This is a genomic window from Megasphaera hominis, assembly GCF_014269395.1.
Taxonomy (GTDB): domain Bacteria; phylum Bacillota; class Negativicutes; order Veillonellales; family Megasphaeraceae; genus Megasphaera; species Megasphaera hominis.
This window is the reverse complement of sequence record NZ_JACOGK010000003.1, coordinates 23824-37885: the sequence shown is the minus strand read 5'-3', so window position 1 is coordinate 37885 and position 14062 is coordinate 23824. Positions and strand designations below refer to the sequence as shown.

General features: G+C 48.5%; 15 protein-coding genes. 3 read left to right on the top strand and 12 right to left on the bottom strand.

All coding sequences use genetic code 11. From position 1 onward, the window contains the following. Positions 1-56: 56 nt before the first annotated feature. Complete coding sequence (rbr, locus tag H8J70_RS01545; RefSeq protein WP_186502001.1) at positions 57-596, top strand: rubrerythrin; 540 nt, start codon at positions 57-59, stop codon at positions 594-596. Positions 597-644: 48 nt separating this feature from the next. On the opposite strand, the gene H8J70_RS01540 is transcribed toward rbr, so the two are convergent. From H8J70_RS01540 to H8J70_RS01520, 5 genes are all read right to left on the bottom strand, one after another. Beyond that, positions 645-1382, bottom strand: coding sequence for an HAD hydrolase family protein (locus H8J70_RS01540; RefSeq protein WP_222433536.1), 738 nt, complete (start codon positions 1380-1382; stop codon positions 645-647). Between the two features lie 4 nt (positions 1383-1386). Beyond that, positions 1387-2160 carry an SDR family NAD(P)-dependent oxidoreductase gene (locus H8J70_RS01535; RefSeq protein ID WP_186501999.1) on the bottom strand — a complete coding sequence of 258 codons (774 nt, stop codon included), beginning with the start codon at positions 2158-2160 and terminating at the stop codon, positions 1387-1389. Positions 2161-2183: 23 nt separating this feature from the next. After that, on the bottom strand, positions 2184-2483 hold the full coding sequence (locus tag H8J70_RS01530) for a hypothetical protein (protein ID WP_186501998.1): 300 nt from the start codon (positions 2481-2483) through the stop codon (positions 2184-2186). A gap of 76 nt (positions 2484-2559) precedes the next feature. Beyond that, positions 2560-3075 carry a peptide-methionine (S)-S-oxide reductase MsrA gene (gene msrA / locus H8J70_RS01525; RefSeq protein ID WP_186501997.1) on the bottom strand — a complete coding sequence of 172 codons (516 nt, stop codon included), beginning with the start codon at positions 3073-3075 and terminating at the stop codon, positions 2560-2562. 93 nt (positions 3076-3168) lie between these two features. Beyond that, entirely contained in the window at positions 3169-3837 is a 669-nt protein-coding gene (locus H8J70_RS01520; protein ID WP_186501996.1) for an RsiV family protein, read from the bottom strand. 127 nt (positions 3838-3964) lie between these two features. Here H8J70_RS01520 and H8J70_RS01515 point away from each other — a divergent pair, with 127 nt between their 5' ends. Further along, positions 3965-4252, top strand: coding sequence for a type II toxin-antitoxin system RelB/DinJ family antitoxin (locus tag H8J70_RS01515; RefSeq protein WP_186501995.1), 288 nt, complete (start codon positions 3965-3967; stop codon positions 4250-4252). A gap of 128 nt (positions 4253-4380) precedes the next feature. Continuing rightward, the gene (locus H8J70_RS01510; RefSeq protein ID WP_186501994.1) at positions 4381-5877 is read left to right on the top strand and encodes an AsmA family protein; all 1497 of its coding nucleotides are present in this window, start codon (positions 4381-4383) and stop codon (positions 5875-5877) included. A 68-nt stretch (positions 5878-5945) separates the two neighbouring features. Here the strand turns inward: H8J70_RS01510 and H8J70_RS01505 are convergent, their stop codons facing one another. From H8J70_RS01505 to H8J70_RS01475, 7 genes are all read right to left on the bottom strand, one after another. After that, positions 5946-6296, bottom strand: a complete 351-nt coding sequence (locus tag H8J70_RS01505; protein ID WP_222433535.1) for a heat-shock protein Hsp90 — start codon at positions 6294-6296, stop codon at positions 5946-5948. A gap of 107 nt (positions 6297-6403) precedes the next feature. After that, positions 6404-7279 carry a vWA domain-containing protein gene (locus H8J70_RS01500; protein WP_186501992.1) on the bottom strand — a complete coding sequence of 292 codons (876 nt, stop codon included), beginning with the start codon at positions 7277-7279 and terminating at the stop codon, positions 6404-6406. Between the two features lie 194 nt (positions 7280-7473). After that, a complete protein-coding gene (locus H8J70_RS01495) occupies positions 7474-8949 on the bottom strand; it encodes an HAD family hydrolase (RefSeq protein ID WP_186501991.1) in 1476 nt (491 codons plus the stop codon). Positions 8950-9046: 97 nt separating this feature from the next. Next, a complete protein-coding gene (locus tag H8J70_RS01490; protein ID WP_186501990.1) occupies positions 9047-10624 on the bottom strand; it encodes a response regulator transcription factor in 1578 nt (525 codons plus the stop codon). A 19-nt stretch (positions 10625-10643) separates the two neighbouring features. After that, positions 10644-12227 (bottom strand): histidine kinase, encoded by a 1584-nt coding sequence (locus tag H8J70_RS01485; RefSeq protein ID WP_186501989.1) that lies wholly within the window; start codon positions 12225-12227, stop codon positions 10644-10646. A gap of 189 nt (positions 12228-12416) precedes the next feature. Continuing rightward, positions 12417-13559 (bottom strand): acyl-CoA dehydrogenase, encoded by a 1143-nt coding sequence (locus tag H8J70_RS01480; RefSeq protein ID WP_186501988.1) that lies wholly within the window; start codon positions 13557-13559, stop codon positions 12417-12419. A gap of 56 nt (positions 13560-13615) precedes the next feature. Further along, the gene (locus H8J70_RS01475; protein ID WP_186501987.1) at positions 13616-14059 is read right to left on the bottom strand and encodes a MaoC family dehydratase; all 444 of its coding nucleotides are present in this window, start codon (positions 14057-14059) and stop codon (positions 13616-13618) included. Between the last annotated feature and the right edge of the window lie 3 nt (positions 14060-14062).

Genomic DNA, 14062 nt, shown 5'->3' with positions numbered 1-14062 from the left:
GATAACAAATATTAGTTATTTGCTAAAGAGAGTATACGACAAGGAGGAAACAAACAATGGAATTAAAAGGATCAAAAACAGAACAAAACTTACAGGCCGCATTTTCTGGTGAATCCCAGGCCCGCAACAAATATACCTATTATGCCAGTGTAGCAAAAAAAGCAGGTTATGAACAGATTGCCGCTTTTTTCGAAGAAACGGCCAATAACGAAAAAGAACACGCCAAGATTTGGTTCAAGCAGCTTCATAACGGTGAACTGCCCGATGATATTGCTGCCTTAAAAGATGCCGCTGCAGGCGAACATTATGAATGGACAGAAATGTACCCGACCTTTGCCAAAGAAGCTCGTGAAGGAGGCTTCGATACTATTGCCTTCCTCTTTGAAAAGGTAGCTGAAATCGAAAAGCATCATGAAGAACGTTACTTAGCCCTGCTCAACAACGTGGAAAAGAAGACCGTCTTCAAAAAAGCTGAAAAGAAAACCTGGATCTGCCGTAACTGTGGTTTTATCCTGGAAAGCGAAGAAGCTCCCCAAAAATGCCCTGTCTGTGGTCATCCCCAGTCCTTCTTTGAACTGCGTAACGTAAACTACTAAAAAAAGATAAAACGACTGTAGGAACATTCCTGCAGTCGTTTTTTTGCCTTATAACAGAGTCAATGCTTCCCGTACGCTGCCCACGATGTGCCCGGCAGAGGCCTGCACAGGCTGTGGTGCATAGGAAAAGGTGAAGGAAATATCAGCACTTTCAAGCATAGATATGTCATTGTATGAATCACCAATGGCGCCTACACGTTCCAGTGCCAAGGCCTGGCGCACCGTTTCCAGGGCCTGGCCTTTAGAGCAGCCAGCGCCAACAATATCGAGGACTACCGTATTGGCATAGGCTTCTATGGTTCTGCCATAGTGCTGCTGCGCATCGCCTGCCATTTCCTTAGCCCGGTCTTCGCTGCCTGTATAGAAGGAAATACCGTAAATATCCTTGCCATCAAGCTCCTCAAAATCATCGATATGGGTCTGCATGGGGTTATCAGCCGGACCAAAGGTGTATACCGTATCGCCCGCCTGAATGACAGAATTTTCTAGCTTGCCATAGCGGTCGTATAAGGACCGGACGAGGCTCATAGGGACTACCTTCTTTTGCAGAGTCCGCAGATGTTTGTCCAAAACCAGAGAACCGTTCGCGAGAATATAGAAATCGTAGGCTACATTATCGCCTGTGGCCTGGCGTACGCCCGTCAATGAACGGCCTGTACTGATACCAAAGAGACCGCCTTGTGCCTGAAAAGCACGGATAGCCTCCCTGTCACCAGGACGATACGTCTCTTCTTGAAACATAAAGAATAAGGTATTATCAAAATCACTTGCCAAGGCTTTCTTCATCAGCTTAACCCCATAATATTTCAGAGTTCTGCACGGCATATTTACCGCCACTTACTTCGATTGCTGTACCCGTGATGTAGCTGGCTTGGTCAGAGGCCAGGAAAACCAGCGCCTGAGCCATTTCGTCGGCTGTGCCTACGCGGTGCAGGGCAATGGCATTGATCAGCGCATGATTGGCATCGTCAGCAATGCGTTCTGCGTTCATCGGTGTATCAATAATGCCGGGGATATAGGCATTGACGCGGATATGCTGCGGTGCCAGTTCAGCCGCCATGGTCTTGGTCATATTCGACACAGCTGCTTTCGTAGCGCCATACATGGTGCCGCCTACAGACGGAATGAGGGATGCAAAGGAAGATGCATTGAGAATAACGCCCCCCTTTTCGCCCATAGCCCGGGCTGCAATTTGCGTTCCGAAGAGTACACCCGACAGATTGACGGCAACGGTTTGCTGCCAGTCTTCCGGCGTGATTTCCATGAGCCGCTTGCCGACATTGATGCCGGCATTATTGATCCATACGTCAATCGTGCCAAAGCGGCTGACAACCGCATCGGCAAAGGCCTGCAATTCCTCTGCCTGACCGGCATCGGCCTGTTTGACAAATACATCAGCACCTGCCTGAGCACAGCGTTCTTTAAACGCAGCTATGCGTTTCTGTGTGCGGCCACATACGGCTACATGAGCACCTTCACGGCTAAAAGCCAGGGCACAGGCTTCACCGATACCGGCTGTGCCACCGGTAATGACAACTACTTTATCCTTTAAGCCTAAATCCATCGTTACCCCTCCTGTTCGATTCGTTACTGTTCTCTTTTTTGTTTGTTTCTCTGACGGCGTTCTTCCAGAGCTTTCTTCTTTTCCAGGCGCCGTTCATTGAGCCGTTTTTCACGGGCTTTTTTCTTGCGGAATTTAGCTAATAATTCCTGTTCGTGCTTCAGTTTTCTATCTTCATTCTTTTTAAGTGTATATGCCACAAAGAAGGATACCAAACTCAGGGCCCCTGAAATAGCGGCAAAAATATAGGATTCATCACGAATACAGCCACCTGTAAAGAAGGCCCAGACGATACCTATTATTACTAATATATACACTTTTCTCATACTGTTAAACTCCTTATGCTATAAAATTTATCGCGCAACGTGCCAACACGCTGCTACGTGACGGCACGTATACCCGTCAGTCCTTTTTTTCTTCCAGGCGCTGACGCAGGTGCATCATAGCCGGACGAATGTGGCAGTAACCGCCAGGATTTTTATCGAGATACTTCTGATGATATTCTTCGGCAGGATAAAAATTCTGTAACGGCAATACTTCGACGGCCAGGGGTTTGCCCAGCCGGTCCGCTACGCTATTGACCACTTTGCGGATATCCGTCAGCAGCCGTTCGTCTTCATAATAAATCCCGGTCCGGTAATTGGTGCCGGCATCGCCGCCCTGGCGATTGACCGACAAGGGATCGATAACCATAAAATAATAATCCAGAAGCTGGGCAGTCGGCATAATGGCATCGTCGTACGTAACCTTTACGGTTTCCGTATGGCCTGTCGTCTGCGTGCACACTTCTTCGTACGTCGGCTTTTCTGTATGGCCGTTGGCGTATCCCGTTTCTGTAGAAAGGATACCGGCAAACTGATCCAGGAACTTTTGCATGCCCCAGAAGCAGCCACCTGCTAAATAGATTGTATGCGTCATGTGAATTCACTCCTTTACCGTATCATATCATATAAACGCTCTTTTGTGTACAAAAGAGGTGTGCATTATACCTATCCTTTTCCGTAAATTTTCCTAATATCGGATTTGCCGCCCTGTGTGGAAGGGACAAAATCCCGCTGCATAGGGTCCGACGGCATATTGCTGAAAAAGGAAGACGATTTTTCCCTGCTCATCGACGTAAAACACAGCTGGCAGTTCTGTGAGTCCTTGAAAATCAGCATACGTCTGAAAACGTCCGGTCATTATTTGGAGGCGCATTTGACGGTTCAGTGCCGGCAATGTCATAAACTGTCTGTCCTCTTCGCGCACGAGCTGCTGCCAGTCTACGCGTTTACCTGCAGGCAAACGAAACGTATAGCCGGCAACACCGGTTAACGGGTGGGCTGCGTCTTTATAGTACACACTATCATAGATGAGCAAGGATAGTATTTTGGGGCTGGAATAGGTAATTTCTCCTGTTATGGTGCGGCTGAATCCGGCACGAATGGGATTGCTTTCATAGGCCTGACAAGCCTCATCCGCCAGGACACGCAAGGCACTGTTGATACGGTCTGCACCTTTTGCATACCGTGTATCCCTTGCCAGTACCTGCGGTATTTTAGCAGTAAACCCGTCCTTTTGTACGACATAAGCCGGTGCCTGCTGCAACGGTTCCGACGCACTGGCGGCAACCGTCCCGGCTAGGCAGACCAGGAACAAAAAGAGAGTAAAAAACGTGTTTATAACTTGCCGACGAACCATGGCGGCTCACTCCTTTCAAACGCGATGTTCTTTATACGTTTTCGAAAAAGACTGTAACTGGGATAGCCGGAACCGATGCATTGTCAGATAAAACCTTCTGTGCTATGCTTAAAATGAGGTGATTATCATGAAAGAAGAAGAACTTTTATCCCGTCTCGATCCGGCTGCTCTGGTTCAGGCAGAAGCAATTTTAGAACAATTGGGCCTGCCGCTCGATACGGCCTTTAATCTGTTCTTGCGCCAGATCATTTGCCATAAAGGACTGCCCTTTGCCGTGCAGCTGCCGGAAACAGCGGTTATACCGGAAGAAACGCCGTCTGTGCCTACGCGGCAGGACATTGAAAAAGAAATCCGGGAAAACCTGGAAATGATGAAAAAGAGTATGCATATTCCCTTAGCCGACTGGCCGGAATAAGGGCTTCTCCTCTCTGACAGACTGAATCAGAGAGGAGTTTTTAATTGGTACTCGTTTGCTATTTCCAGTACCCGCGAGTACAATAAGAGAAGAACTACCGCTAACGCCCCAGGGGAGATGACGCCGACATGTTTGCCATCATAAAAAACAAGCTCAAACAACACAGCACGGCTGTACGCCGTTTTTTAACGGCTCTCATAGGTACGCTTTGCCTGTGTGGCGTCATCTTTTTTACGGCCATGCACGGTGCCGCCCAGCTCTTTAATCATGCCATGGCCGAGCAGCACATGCTGCGTGGCACCATTACCGTCGCTACGTTATCCGCTGATTTTACAGGACAAGTCGAGTTTACCGATCTCCTCTGGAAGGATCCCGACGGTCATATCATTCTCGAGGTCCCCAGCGGCAGTTTTACAGTCCGGCCCTGGGACGTCATTACAAAGAATATTACGTCGACGAGTCTCCTCAACCTGACCCTGAACGACGCCACGATTGCCGCCTATTTCGACCACAATATGCGCATGGATCTGGTCTTACAGGACCCGGCTGAACGGCAGCAGGAGCTGGAAAAGGCGCGTCGTGAAGGGCGCTCGTGGCGCGACAGGATCCGCAATTTCAACTGGAATGGGCAAAAGCTGCACTGCTCTATTGACCTCAATAACTGCCGTTTTGAATCGTTTCATAAGCGGCGTCACTATATTATGGACAGCGTCAACGCCCACATCGGTATTTTTACAGGCCGGCGTATTGACATGAAATTTTCCACAGGCCGCTTTTCCGGAAACGCCATTGGCGACGGCATCGCCATTAGTGGTATTATCGACCTGAAACCGGCCATGCCTGTCATGGATATGAAAATGGATATGGTCAACATCGATCCCTCGTCTCTGGGTCTGGGTGACGATGTACACGATCAGCTGACTCTTTCGTTCCATGTCCAGGGTCCTCTCGATTATCCCGTTGCTGACGGGCACCTGAAAATGGCACAGCTCGACTTGCCGGCCCTATTTTTTACAGACGTAAAGGGCAACGTCCACTATGAAAATTCCCTCTTCACCTTTACGGATGTCACGGCCTCCGTCTATGGCGGCACGCTAAAGGCCTATGGTGATTATAACCTGGCCACACGGGCCTACGATATTTATGGAGAAGGCTCAGATCTCGAAAGCAGTATTGCCTTACAGGATATGAAGTTCCGTACACGCGTTCATCTGGACATGGCCCTGCGCTCTAACGGGCAGCCCCATCAGGTCATGGCCTATGGCAGCTTTTACTCCGATAAAGGCTATTATTTCCCTATTCATTTTACAAGAATAGCGGGCCGCTTCAACAACCAGAACCGCAAGCTCGACTTCTATGACGTCGTCATCAGTACCTCCTTAGGCGATATACGCACAGATGCCCTGCATATTGTCAACGGCGATGTCAAGCTCAGCACCATCCGCATGGTCGATCCGGGGAACGGCGATTCCCTGGTGCTGCACGATCCGGCCCGTGTACAGCAACAGGCGGAAACTCGCAAACAATTCCGGGAAAACGTCAAAAATCTCAAAAAGAGTATGCAGGCTATGCGCCACAGCCTGGGAGAGATACAGGACAGTCTCCAATCGCTGCAGGGAAAATGATAAAAAATAAGTACGGCTTACACGCTAAAGCAGTATAAGTCGTACTTGTTTTATAATTGGAACACGAATTATGCCAACAGATCCAGCACTGCTTTGCCAGCTGTGCAGGCCGGGCAGAAGCAGTATTGGCCGCCTTCAGCCTTTACCTTTTTAGCCTGTGCCGTCAGGGCAGCTGCCTGTTCGGCACCAAATACCTTCGTGCCTGCAGGAGAATCGAAGAAAGCCAGTACGGTATCAATGGATTGTACATCCGCTTTCAGTTCGGCTACTAATTTTTCTGTAGCTGCCGCTTCGTCTGCCGTGCCTTCCGCCTGGAGCCAGGCCTGTGCCAATTCCTTCAAACCGGAATAGACACTGGGAGAGGCAATTAAAGCCTGTACTTCTTTCAATACTTGATCGCGATGTGTTCCTTTTTCCATACGTATCATCCTCTTTTCAGTTGTAAATAAATAAGTTACATCTAGATTATAGCACGCCCGTATAGGAGCGTCAACAACGAAACACCCGTCTGTGCCGTAAGCCCTTCTCAGTTGCCCCTGACGATAGAATTCTTCCACTGGGAGCCAACGAGACTCGACGTCCTGGCCAGGCTTTCTACCATTTGGGAAACGGCCTTATAATTTGCCTGTACACCTTTTTCACTATTTTCATAGGTTGCTGCATTTTCCTCTTTAATGCCCAGATCAGAAGCTACCTTTTCCGCATCCATATTGGCACCAATAAAGACGAATTCCCAGCCCTGTTCCTGGGCTGCATCGATTTTCTTCTTGATTTGTTCCTGATCATATTTTTGGCTGTAATTTTCCAGCCCGTCTGTAATGATGACGAAGAGCACCTGATGACCGGGATCGTGAATGCCTTTGACCGCATCCATTTTGTCAATGGCCATGCCGACGGCATCGTAGAGAGCGGTAGCGCCGCGAACCGTATAGGTATCTTCACTCATGTCGCTCACTTGCGCAATGGGCTGGCGATCCGTAAGGATTTCATAATTACTGCTAAAGAGAACTGTCGTCACTTCTGTCGGCACAGAGAGCTTCCGTTCCTTTGCAAGCATCGTGTTGTAGCCGTCTATTGTATTCTTTTCCAGACCTTTCATAGAGCCGCTCTTATCGAGGACCAAAACGACATCGAGTTCCTTCGCTGCCACAGGAGCTACCGGTTTAACCGGTTCCGCCGGCGCAGTGCCCGTCGTCTCTCCTGTCTGCGCAGGTGCCGTACCGGTACTGCCCGTAATAGGGACTACACCGGCTCCGGACGTATTCTTTAACGCTGTACCTACGGCCGGTACCTGCTCCAGGATCTGGTTTAAGGCATCCTGCCACGGATTAGCCGCTAATGCAGGCAGGCTCAGGCTGAGGGCGCAACAAAGGGCCGCCCCGATTTTTTTATAGTAACGCATGCGTATCACTCCCTTTTTAATGGAAATAGAATGTATAGTACTATTATAACAAAGGATTGTTACAAATAAATATAAATTCTGCATTTTTCTCATTTCTGCCGTCAGAAAACGCAAATACTTTCTCCTGACACGGCAAAAAGACCGTTTCTGCCATGGACGGCAGAAACGGTCTTTCTCTACGTATAGCTATGCGCTTAGCGGCTCTTGTAACCGGCATAGGACGTTTTTAGTTTTGTATTGTCCGCCAGTACCTGGCCCACACTCTTTCCTTGATTTAACTGGTCTACAGCGGCCAAAGCCTTATCGGAAAGGTACGCCGGCTGGGACTTGCCTAAAAGTCGTGTTTCATCGGTGCTCCAGAAAACACCGCTATTTTCATCGCGGCCCTGCAGGAGGAAGAGAGCGTCACCCTGGCGGTTTACTTCTGCCAGGGTCAGGCCCTTGCCTTTTTGCCATACGGCAATGGCTGCGCACAAGCCCGCATCATCGCTCCGCTTACGGTTGATGATGAGAACTTCCTTCGTATCTTTGTATTCCGTGCAGAAATTGAAGTCCCCTTGGGAATCCATGGCCACGAAAATCGGACCACGGCCACCGTATTGCGGGGCAATGACCTTATCGATTGTCTGTGCTTTGCCTTCACCTTGTGTCTGGGCGTGGAGATCATAATCGTAGGCGTTGATATAGCGGCCCTGGGCATCGGTTTTATTGGTCATGGCCACGATGCCTTTGACGCCGGGAATCTGGAAATAATCAACGGCAGCCCGGACAACGTCGACTGGCGATGCTGAATCGATCCAGCAGTCAATGCCATTCTGGCCCAGCGTACGATATACTTCTTTCATTTCCGGTGTAACTGTAATGCCGCGTTTAAAGGAAACACGTACCGGGCCGGCCAAAGACAGGCTGTCAGCCGGGCTCATGTAATGTCCTTTATCCCAGGTCTGGCCTTTTTCCGGGTTGCCATAGTATGCGTCACACGTGAGGGCCAGGTTATAGACCTGCTGCGGCGTCATGCCAGTAAACCAGTACGTGACCCAGGGATAAGAAACGGACGCGTCCATCGTTTCGCCAATGGCGTCGTAGAGCCAGCGCATTTTTGCTTTGAATTCCTGATAATCCGGACGTGCTTGTTCGGCTGCCGTGAGAGTCCTGCCGTTAGGCGTAACCAGGCCGGCTTTATAGAGGGATGCATACGCCCGGGATGCATCGAAAATGGCATCGCGGATAGACACTTGCCGCCCGGAGCCATCGTCGGCACCATAGGTAGCATCGAGCTTATCTGCAGGAATGCCTGTTTTCAGGATCGTGCTCATCTGAGACGGCGCAATGGCAAAGGCCAAATGATCGAGCTGCCAGATTTCCAGCTGTTCTTCTACGTCCATAATAGACGTCGTATTGTCAAAATCAAAAATAGCATAGGGCCGTGCATCCTGACGATACGACGGTGCTGACGAACCATAGAGCCGTACCAGGTCATTCAGGCCCGTCTTGACAGCCGGATCCCAGGCCATACTCTGTACCTGCATACCTGTCTGAGTCTGTACCATAGCTGCCTGCACGGGCATTGTAAGCGCCGGCAGGGCCGGTGCAAAGGTCAATGCAGACAGAATGCACAAAGCGCCTGCACAACGTTTCCAGCTTTCCTGCCGCCATCCATTGTGTTTCATAGTCATATCTCCTTTTCCGTTTTTTTACAGTAACTATATACGAAAAAGGTCAGATATGCATATACATTGCGTAAAATACCCGTAAAATACAGTACAGCTATTTCCCTGAGCGCTCGTCGCCAGATTGTACCAATAATTTACTGGGCGGGTAGGCATAATATTTCTTAAAAACCGTACTGAAATAGCTGGCATCCTTAAAGCCTGTTTTCCGGGCCACCTCAGCAATCGTAAACTTGCCGCTTACGAGTAATTCTTTGGCCTTTTTCATCCGTATGTCCGTTAAATACGCAATATACCGTTTTCCTGTATACTTTTTGAAGATACGGCACATATAGCCTTCGCTGACGTAAAAGACCTTGGCCACCTGTTCTAATGTAATATCCTGGTAGTAATTATCTTCCATATAATTTTGAGCCCACTTGACGATTTTTTCTGCACTGTTTTGACTGGCTGCGCTATTCTGCGTCAGGTCATCGATGAGCTGATATACATAGCGTTGTACGGCCCCGGCGTGAGAGGCTCCGTTGATGGCGGCAATATACGCTTCTTCCATATGCCGTACCTTTTCTGCCGGGAAAAGAGCCTTCCCGTATTGATCGAGCAGGTCACAGCCGAATTTGATGAGGCTCACATTGACCAGACTGCGGGGATATTCCTGGGCCTGCATTTCTGCAAAAATACGGGCCATATACTCTTTTCCGGCAGCCGTTTCGTGATTGATGAGAAATTGTTCGAATACATCGTACGTGTGGGTAAAGTCAATCTTTTCTTCCCACTCCGTTTCTTCTTTAGCACTGGTTCCTAAAATGATCGTCCCCCGGACTTGCCAAAAAAGATTCATGTGACATGTTTCTATGGCCTTTTTATATATTTCCGCCAAGGGCTTGTCTTGTTTCATATAGATGACCGTGGAAAATACGCCGCCCCGCTGTTGTTCGCAGGTGGCAACAGTCTGTTGCAGTTGTGCGCGGACAGACGCATTCCAATGATCCAGAATGAGCACCAGCGTATCCTCTTTGCTGAGGAGTACCCCATAGTCATGGAAGAGGGAAAAATCCTCTTCCCGGACGGGCAACTTTTCCAGATCACCCGCTTTGGTTGGCGGCAGCCATCCTGCCAGGGCACATACGGCAATGGGCATAAAGTGTTGGCGCCCTGAGAATTGCCGCAGTAAGGGCAGCAGCGTTGCATCACTTTCGTTCATGCGCAATAATTCCGTAATCCGTTCTTTCATGACAATAGGGTATTGGGCTGCCAGCTGTTTTTTTACGGCTTCAGCCTGATCCCGGTCCTGGTTTCGTTTGGCTGCCAAGGAGATACCTTTCTTTAAGGCTTCTACGAGATCATCCGGTTTAATCGGTTTTACTAAATAATCCGTCACAGCTACATGCATGGCCTTATAGACATAATCAAATTCCTTATATGCCGTTACGATGTAAATGAACATGTCCGGATATTTGGCCCGCATCTGTTCGGCTACTTCCAAGCCGTTGTAGCCCGGCATATTGATATCCAGCATGACGAATTCCGGCTTATATTGGTCGATGAGCCGTATGGCTTCTGTGCCATTTTCTGCTGTGCCACAAATCTCTAAGGGCAGCCGGTTCTTTTCAATAACCATTTTTACAAACTGAAAGACAATGACCTCATCGTCTGCAATGACAAGCTTATACATGCGTCTCACCTCCTGCGCATTACGACTGCGTATAGGGTATTTTCAACGTAGCCAGCGTGCCCGTATCAGGCAATTTTTCCAGGCGCAGGCTAAAATTGCCGTCGAAGAACAATTTGAGCCGTAAATAAATATTTTTAAGGCCAATCCCACTGAGATGAATCTTAATGTCATCGGTCTTGGGCAAATTGTGAACCATATCGACGACGTCGTCCGATACACCACAGCCATTATCCCGTACCTGAATGATAATGTGGTCCGTCTCTACATACCCTTTAATCTCCAGTATACCAAGATAATTAATATTCTGAAAGCCATGGAGGATGGCATTTTCAATAAGGACCAGAATACTCATCAAGGGAATCTGGACCGGCAAGATTTCCGGCTGGATGTCAAAGGTCGCCTTAAATTTATCCGGAAAGCGCACTTTTTGAATATATAAGTAGTCACGAATATAATTCAGTTCTTCCTGAATGGTAATTTCTGCCTTTTCTTTTCCCAGGCTGAGACGCAATAAATTGGATAAGGCATAGGTCAGGGACGCAACGTTGGTCGCTCCTTCAATATATGCCTGCTGGGCAATCGTATTGAGCGTGTTGAACAGAAAGTGTACGTTAATCTGGGATTCCAAAAATTTTAGCTGTGTCTGATTCAGCAGTTCTTCCAGCTGTACCTGTGTTTCCCGTTCCCGCGTCAGATCCCGCTTGTACGTATTGAGCTCTTCATCCTTTTGGTTTGTCGTAATCAAATCGACGAAGGTATTGGTCAGCAAGGAAAGATTCTTGGCAATCGCAATGAGGTGATTGGGCGAAATCAGAGGCAGGGCATCGTAATCGGCTTCACTGTTTTTATCCATATGTTGCAGAACAGCTTCATCGGGCAAGTCAGAGATACGGCCAAAGCCGCACAACAAATAGCCCAGCGTAGCATGATTGACCGTGACGGGCAGCTGGTTGACGGTGACGCCGAAACAGCACTGGAAGGTTCCCTCTTCGACAGCCAGCTTTTGCTGCCCGTAGTCAAAGAGGAGACAATTGCCCAGCTTTTTCTTGCGGCAGCGCTTGCATAAGGCCGGTAAATCCTCCTGATTCCCGTAAAGGCTGCCGTCCTGATCCAGCAGGAAGCATTTCATGTGCACCAAGTCGGCAAAATTTACGATGACCTTGTCGAGATTAAATTTCTTGGCCATAGAGGAAAACTTCATCTGATCGAGATAATCGCTTTCGACGAGGGTCTTATTGACATCGGGATAAATGACGCTGATAAAGTGAGCCGGTGTGGCTTCGGGGTTGATGATCCGGTGGGTGCAATCGTTGTCGACGTGACCGATCTTCCCTTTCGTCAGGACAATCTTCCGTTCGCCGCACCAATGATAGCACGTACCGGAAATACCGATTAAAATTTCGTGAAAGCCAAAATGGTTATGCGTTACCTGTACCTTGTTAGGATACAAAATAACCAAGGAAACAATCGGCTGGCTTTCCTTTTCATCCGGATCCAATTGTAGCCAGTACTGTTCGCCCCATTCCCTGACCACGTCGCGAATGATATCTACACCATAGTAATTTTTAATACGTTCCTTCATAGAGGCTGTCTGTTTTCCCATATTTTTTCACCTTATGCGTACCGGCCTTACTGGCCGGCCCTGTTTTCTCTCTGTAAGTTAAGGGCTTATAAAAATGCACAGAGAGTCAGGCCACCTGAAACCAGGCAGCCTGACTCTTATGTACGTTAATCAAAGAAATTTAATAATATAGTTTTAATCTATGCATCACAGGGTATTTCCTGTGCTGTATTAGAATTTGCCCAAAATAGCGCGGGAAATAACGAGGCGCTGAATCTGGTTCGTACCTTCGTAAATCTGTGTAATCTTGGCATCACGCAAGTACCGTTCTACCGGATATTCGCGCGTATAGCCATAGCCACCGAGAACCTGCACGGCATCGAGAGCTACTTTAACAGCCGTATCGGAAGCCAAGGTCTTTGCCATGGCTGCTTCTTTTGCAAAAGGCAGGCCGGCATCTTTTAATTCAGCGGCATGACGTACGAGCTGGCGGGATGCTTCGATCTGGATAGCCATGTCAGCGAGCATGAAGCTGATGACCTGCTGTTTCGCAATCGGTTTGCCGAACTGAATGCGGACTTTGGAATATTCCAAAGCAGCTTCGTAGGCAGCCTGGGCGATACCTACAGCCTGGGAACCGATACCAATGCGGGCGCCGTCGAGAACGGCCATAGCGCTGGAGAAGCCTTTGCCTTCTACGCCTAAGAGGTTTTCTTTCGGAATACGGCAATCCTGGAACACGAGTTCCCGAGTAGCCGAAGCGCGGATACCTAATTTGTGTTCTTTTTTGCCAAAGGTAAAGCCCGGTGTGCCTTTTTCTACGATGAAGGCAGAAATGCCACGCGTACCTTTGCTCTTATCCGTGCTGGCCAATACGGTGTATACGTCTGCTTCGCCACCGTTACTGATAAAGCATTTGCTGCCGTTTAATACGTATTCATCACCGTCGAGAACAGCTGTCGTCTGTACACCGGCAGCGTCGGAGCCGGCATTCGGTTCCGTCAGGGCGAAGGCGCCTACTTTTTTGCCTGTAGCAAGATCAGGAACATATTTCTTCTTCTGTTCTTCCGAACCATTCATCAGGATCGGCATAATACCTGTCGACGTGTGAATAGCCATGATGGCACCTGTTGCGGCATCGGCTTTAGCAATTTCTTCAATAGCTGCTACATAGGTTACCGTATCTGTTTCTGCGCCACCCAGGGATTCGGGTACAGGCATACCCATGAGACCTAATTCTGCCATCTTATGGATATTATCCCAAGGGAATTCTTCCGTTTCATCGTAATGGGCAGCGTTAGGAGCAATTTCCTGTTTGGCAAAATCAGCGACAACTTTGATTAAGCTTGCTTGTTCTTCATTCAAAAATGACATATTGCTAGTACCTCCACATGTGTAAGTTAAGAAATTAACAGAGAAGAAAAAGGTGCTTATTTTTTCTTCATTACCATAACAGTAGCTTGGCCGTCGATGACGACTTCGCCACATTGGTTCTTAATGACAGTGCTCAGGACAATACGCTGTTTGGCATCGATCTTTTCGATAACTTCTGCCGTAGCAGTAATCGTATCACCGATTTTAACGGGTTTTACGAATTTTACGTTCTGAGATAAGTATAACCCATTTCTGCCCGGAATGCCACAGCCTACGAGCGTAGAAATAAAGGAAGCTGTCAGCATGCCGTGGCAAATGCGTTCGCCAAACATGCTGTTTTTAGCGTATTCCGGATTGACATGCAGTGGATTGAAGTCCCCGATGATCCCGGCAAAATTTACGACATCAGCTTCGCTGATCATTTTGGTAATGCTGGCAGTTTCTCCTAATTCGATATCGTCATAGGCTCTTTCTGCAACAAAATCTCTGTGTTGAACCATCGG

Coding starts and splice junctions, on each gene's coding strand:
- H8J70_RS01485 (WP_186501989.1), bottom strand. CDS start 12,227: ATGGGAAAACAGACAGCCTCTATGAAGGAACGTATTAAAAATTACTAT.
- rbr (WP_186502001.1), top strand. CDS start 57: ATGGAATTAAAAGGATCAAAAACAGAACAAAACTTACAGGCCGCATTT.
- H8J70_RS01480 (WP_186501988.1), bottom strand. CDS start 13,559: ATGTCATTTTTGAATGAAGAACAAGCAAGCTTAATCAAAGTTGTCGCT.
- H8J70_RS01505 (WP_222433535.1), bottom strand. CDS start 6,296: ATGGAAAAAGGAACACATCGCGATCAAGTATTGAAAGAAGTACAGGCT.
- H8J70_RS01510 (WP_186501994.1), top strand. CDS start 4,381: ATGTTTGCCATCATAAAAAACAAGCTCAAACAACACAGCACGGCTGTA.
- H8J70_RS01540 (WP_222433536.1), bottom strand. CDS start 1,382: ATGAAGAAAGCCTTGGCAAGTGATTTTGATAATACCTTATTCTTTATG.
- H8J70_RS01495 (WP_186501991.1), bottom strand. CDS start 8,949: ATGAAACACAATGGATGGCGGCAGGAAAGCTGGAAACGTTGTGCAGGC.
- H8J70_RS01500 (WP_186501992.1), bottom strand. CDS start 7,279: ATGCGTTACTATAAAAAAATCGGGGCGGCCCTTTGTTGCGCCCTCAGC.
- H8J70_RS01515 (WP_186501995.1), top strand. CDS start 3,965: ATGAAAGAAGAAGAACTTTTATCCCGTCTCGATCCGGCTGCTCTGGTT.
- H8J70_RS01475 (WP_186501987.1), bottom strand. CDS start 14,059: ATGGTTCAACACAGAGATTTTGTTGCAGAAAGAGCCTATGACGATATC.
- H8J70_RS01535 (WP_186501999.1), bottom strand. CDS start 2,160: ATGGATTTAGGCTTAAAGGATAAAGTAGTTGTCATTACCGGTGGCACA.
- H8J70_RS01530 (WP_186501998.1), bottom strand. CDS start 2,483: ATGAGAAAAGTGTATATATTAGTAATAATAGGTATCGTCTGGGCCTTC.
- H8J70_RS01520 (WP_186501996.1), bottom strand. CDS start 3,837: ATGGTTCGTCGGCAAGTTATAAACACGTTTTTTACTCTCTTTTTGTTC.
- H8J70_RS01490 (WP_186501990.1), bottom strand. CDS start 10,624: ATGTATAAGCTTGTCATTGCAGACGATGAGGTCATTGTCTTTCAGTTT.
- msrA (WP_186501997.1), bottom strand. CDS start 3,075: ATGACGCATACAATCTATTTAGCAGGTGGCTGCTTCTGGGGCATGCAA.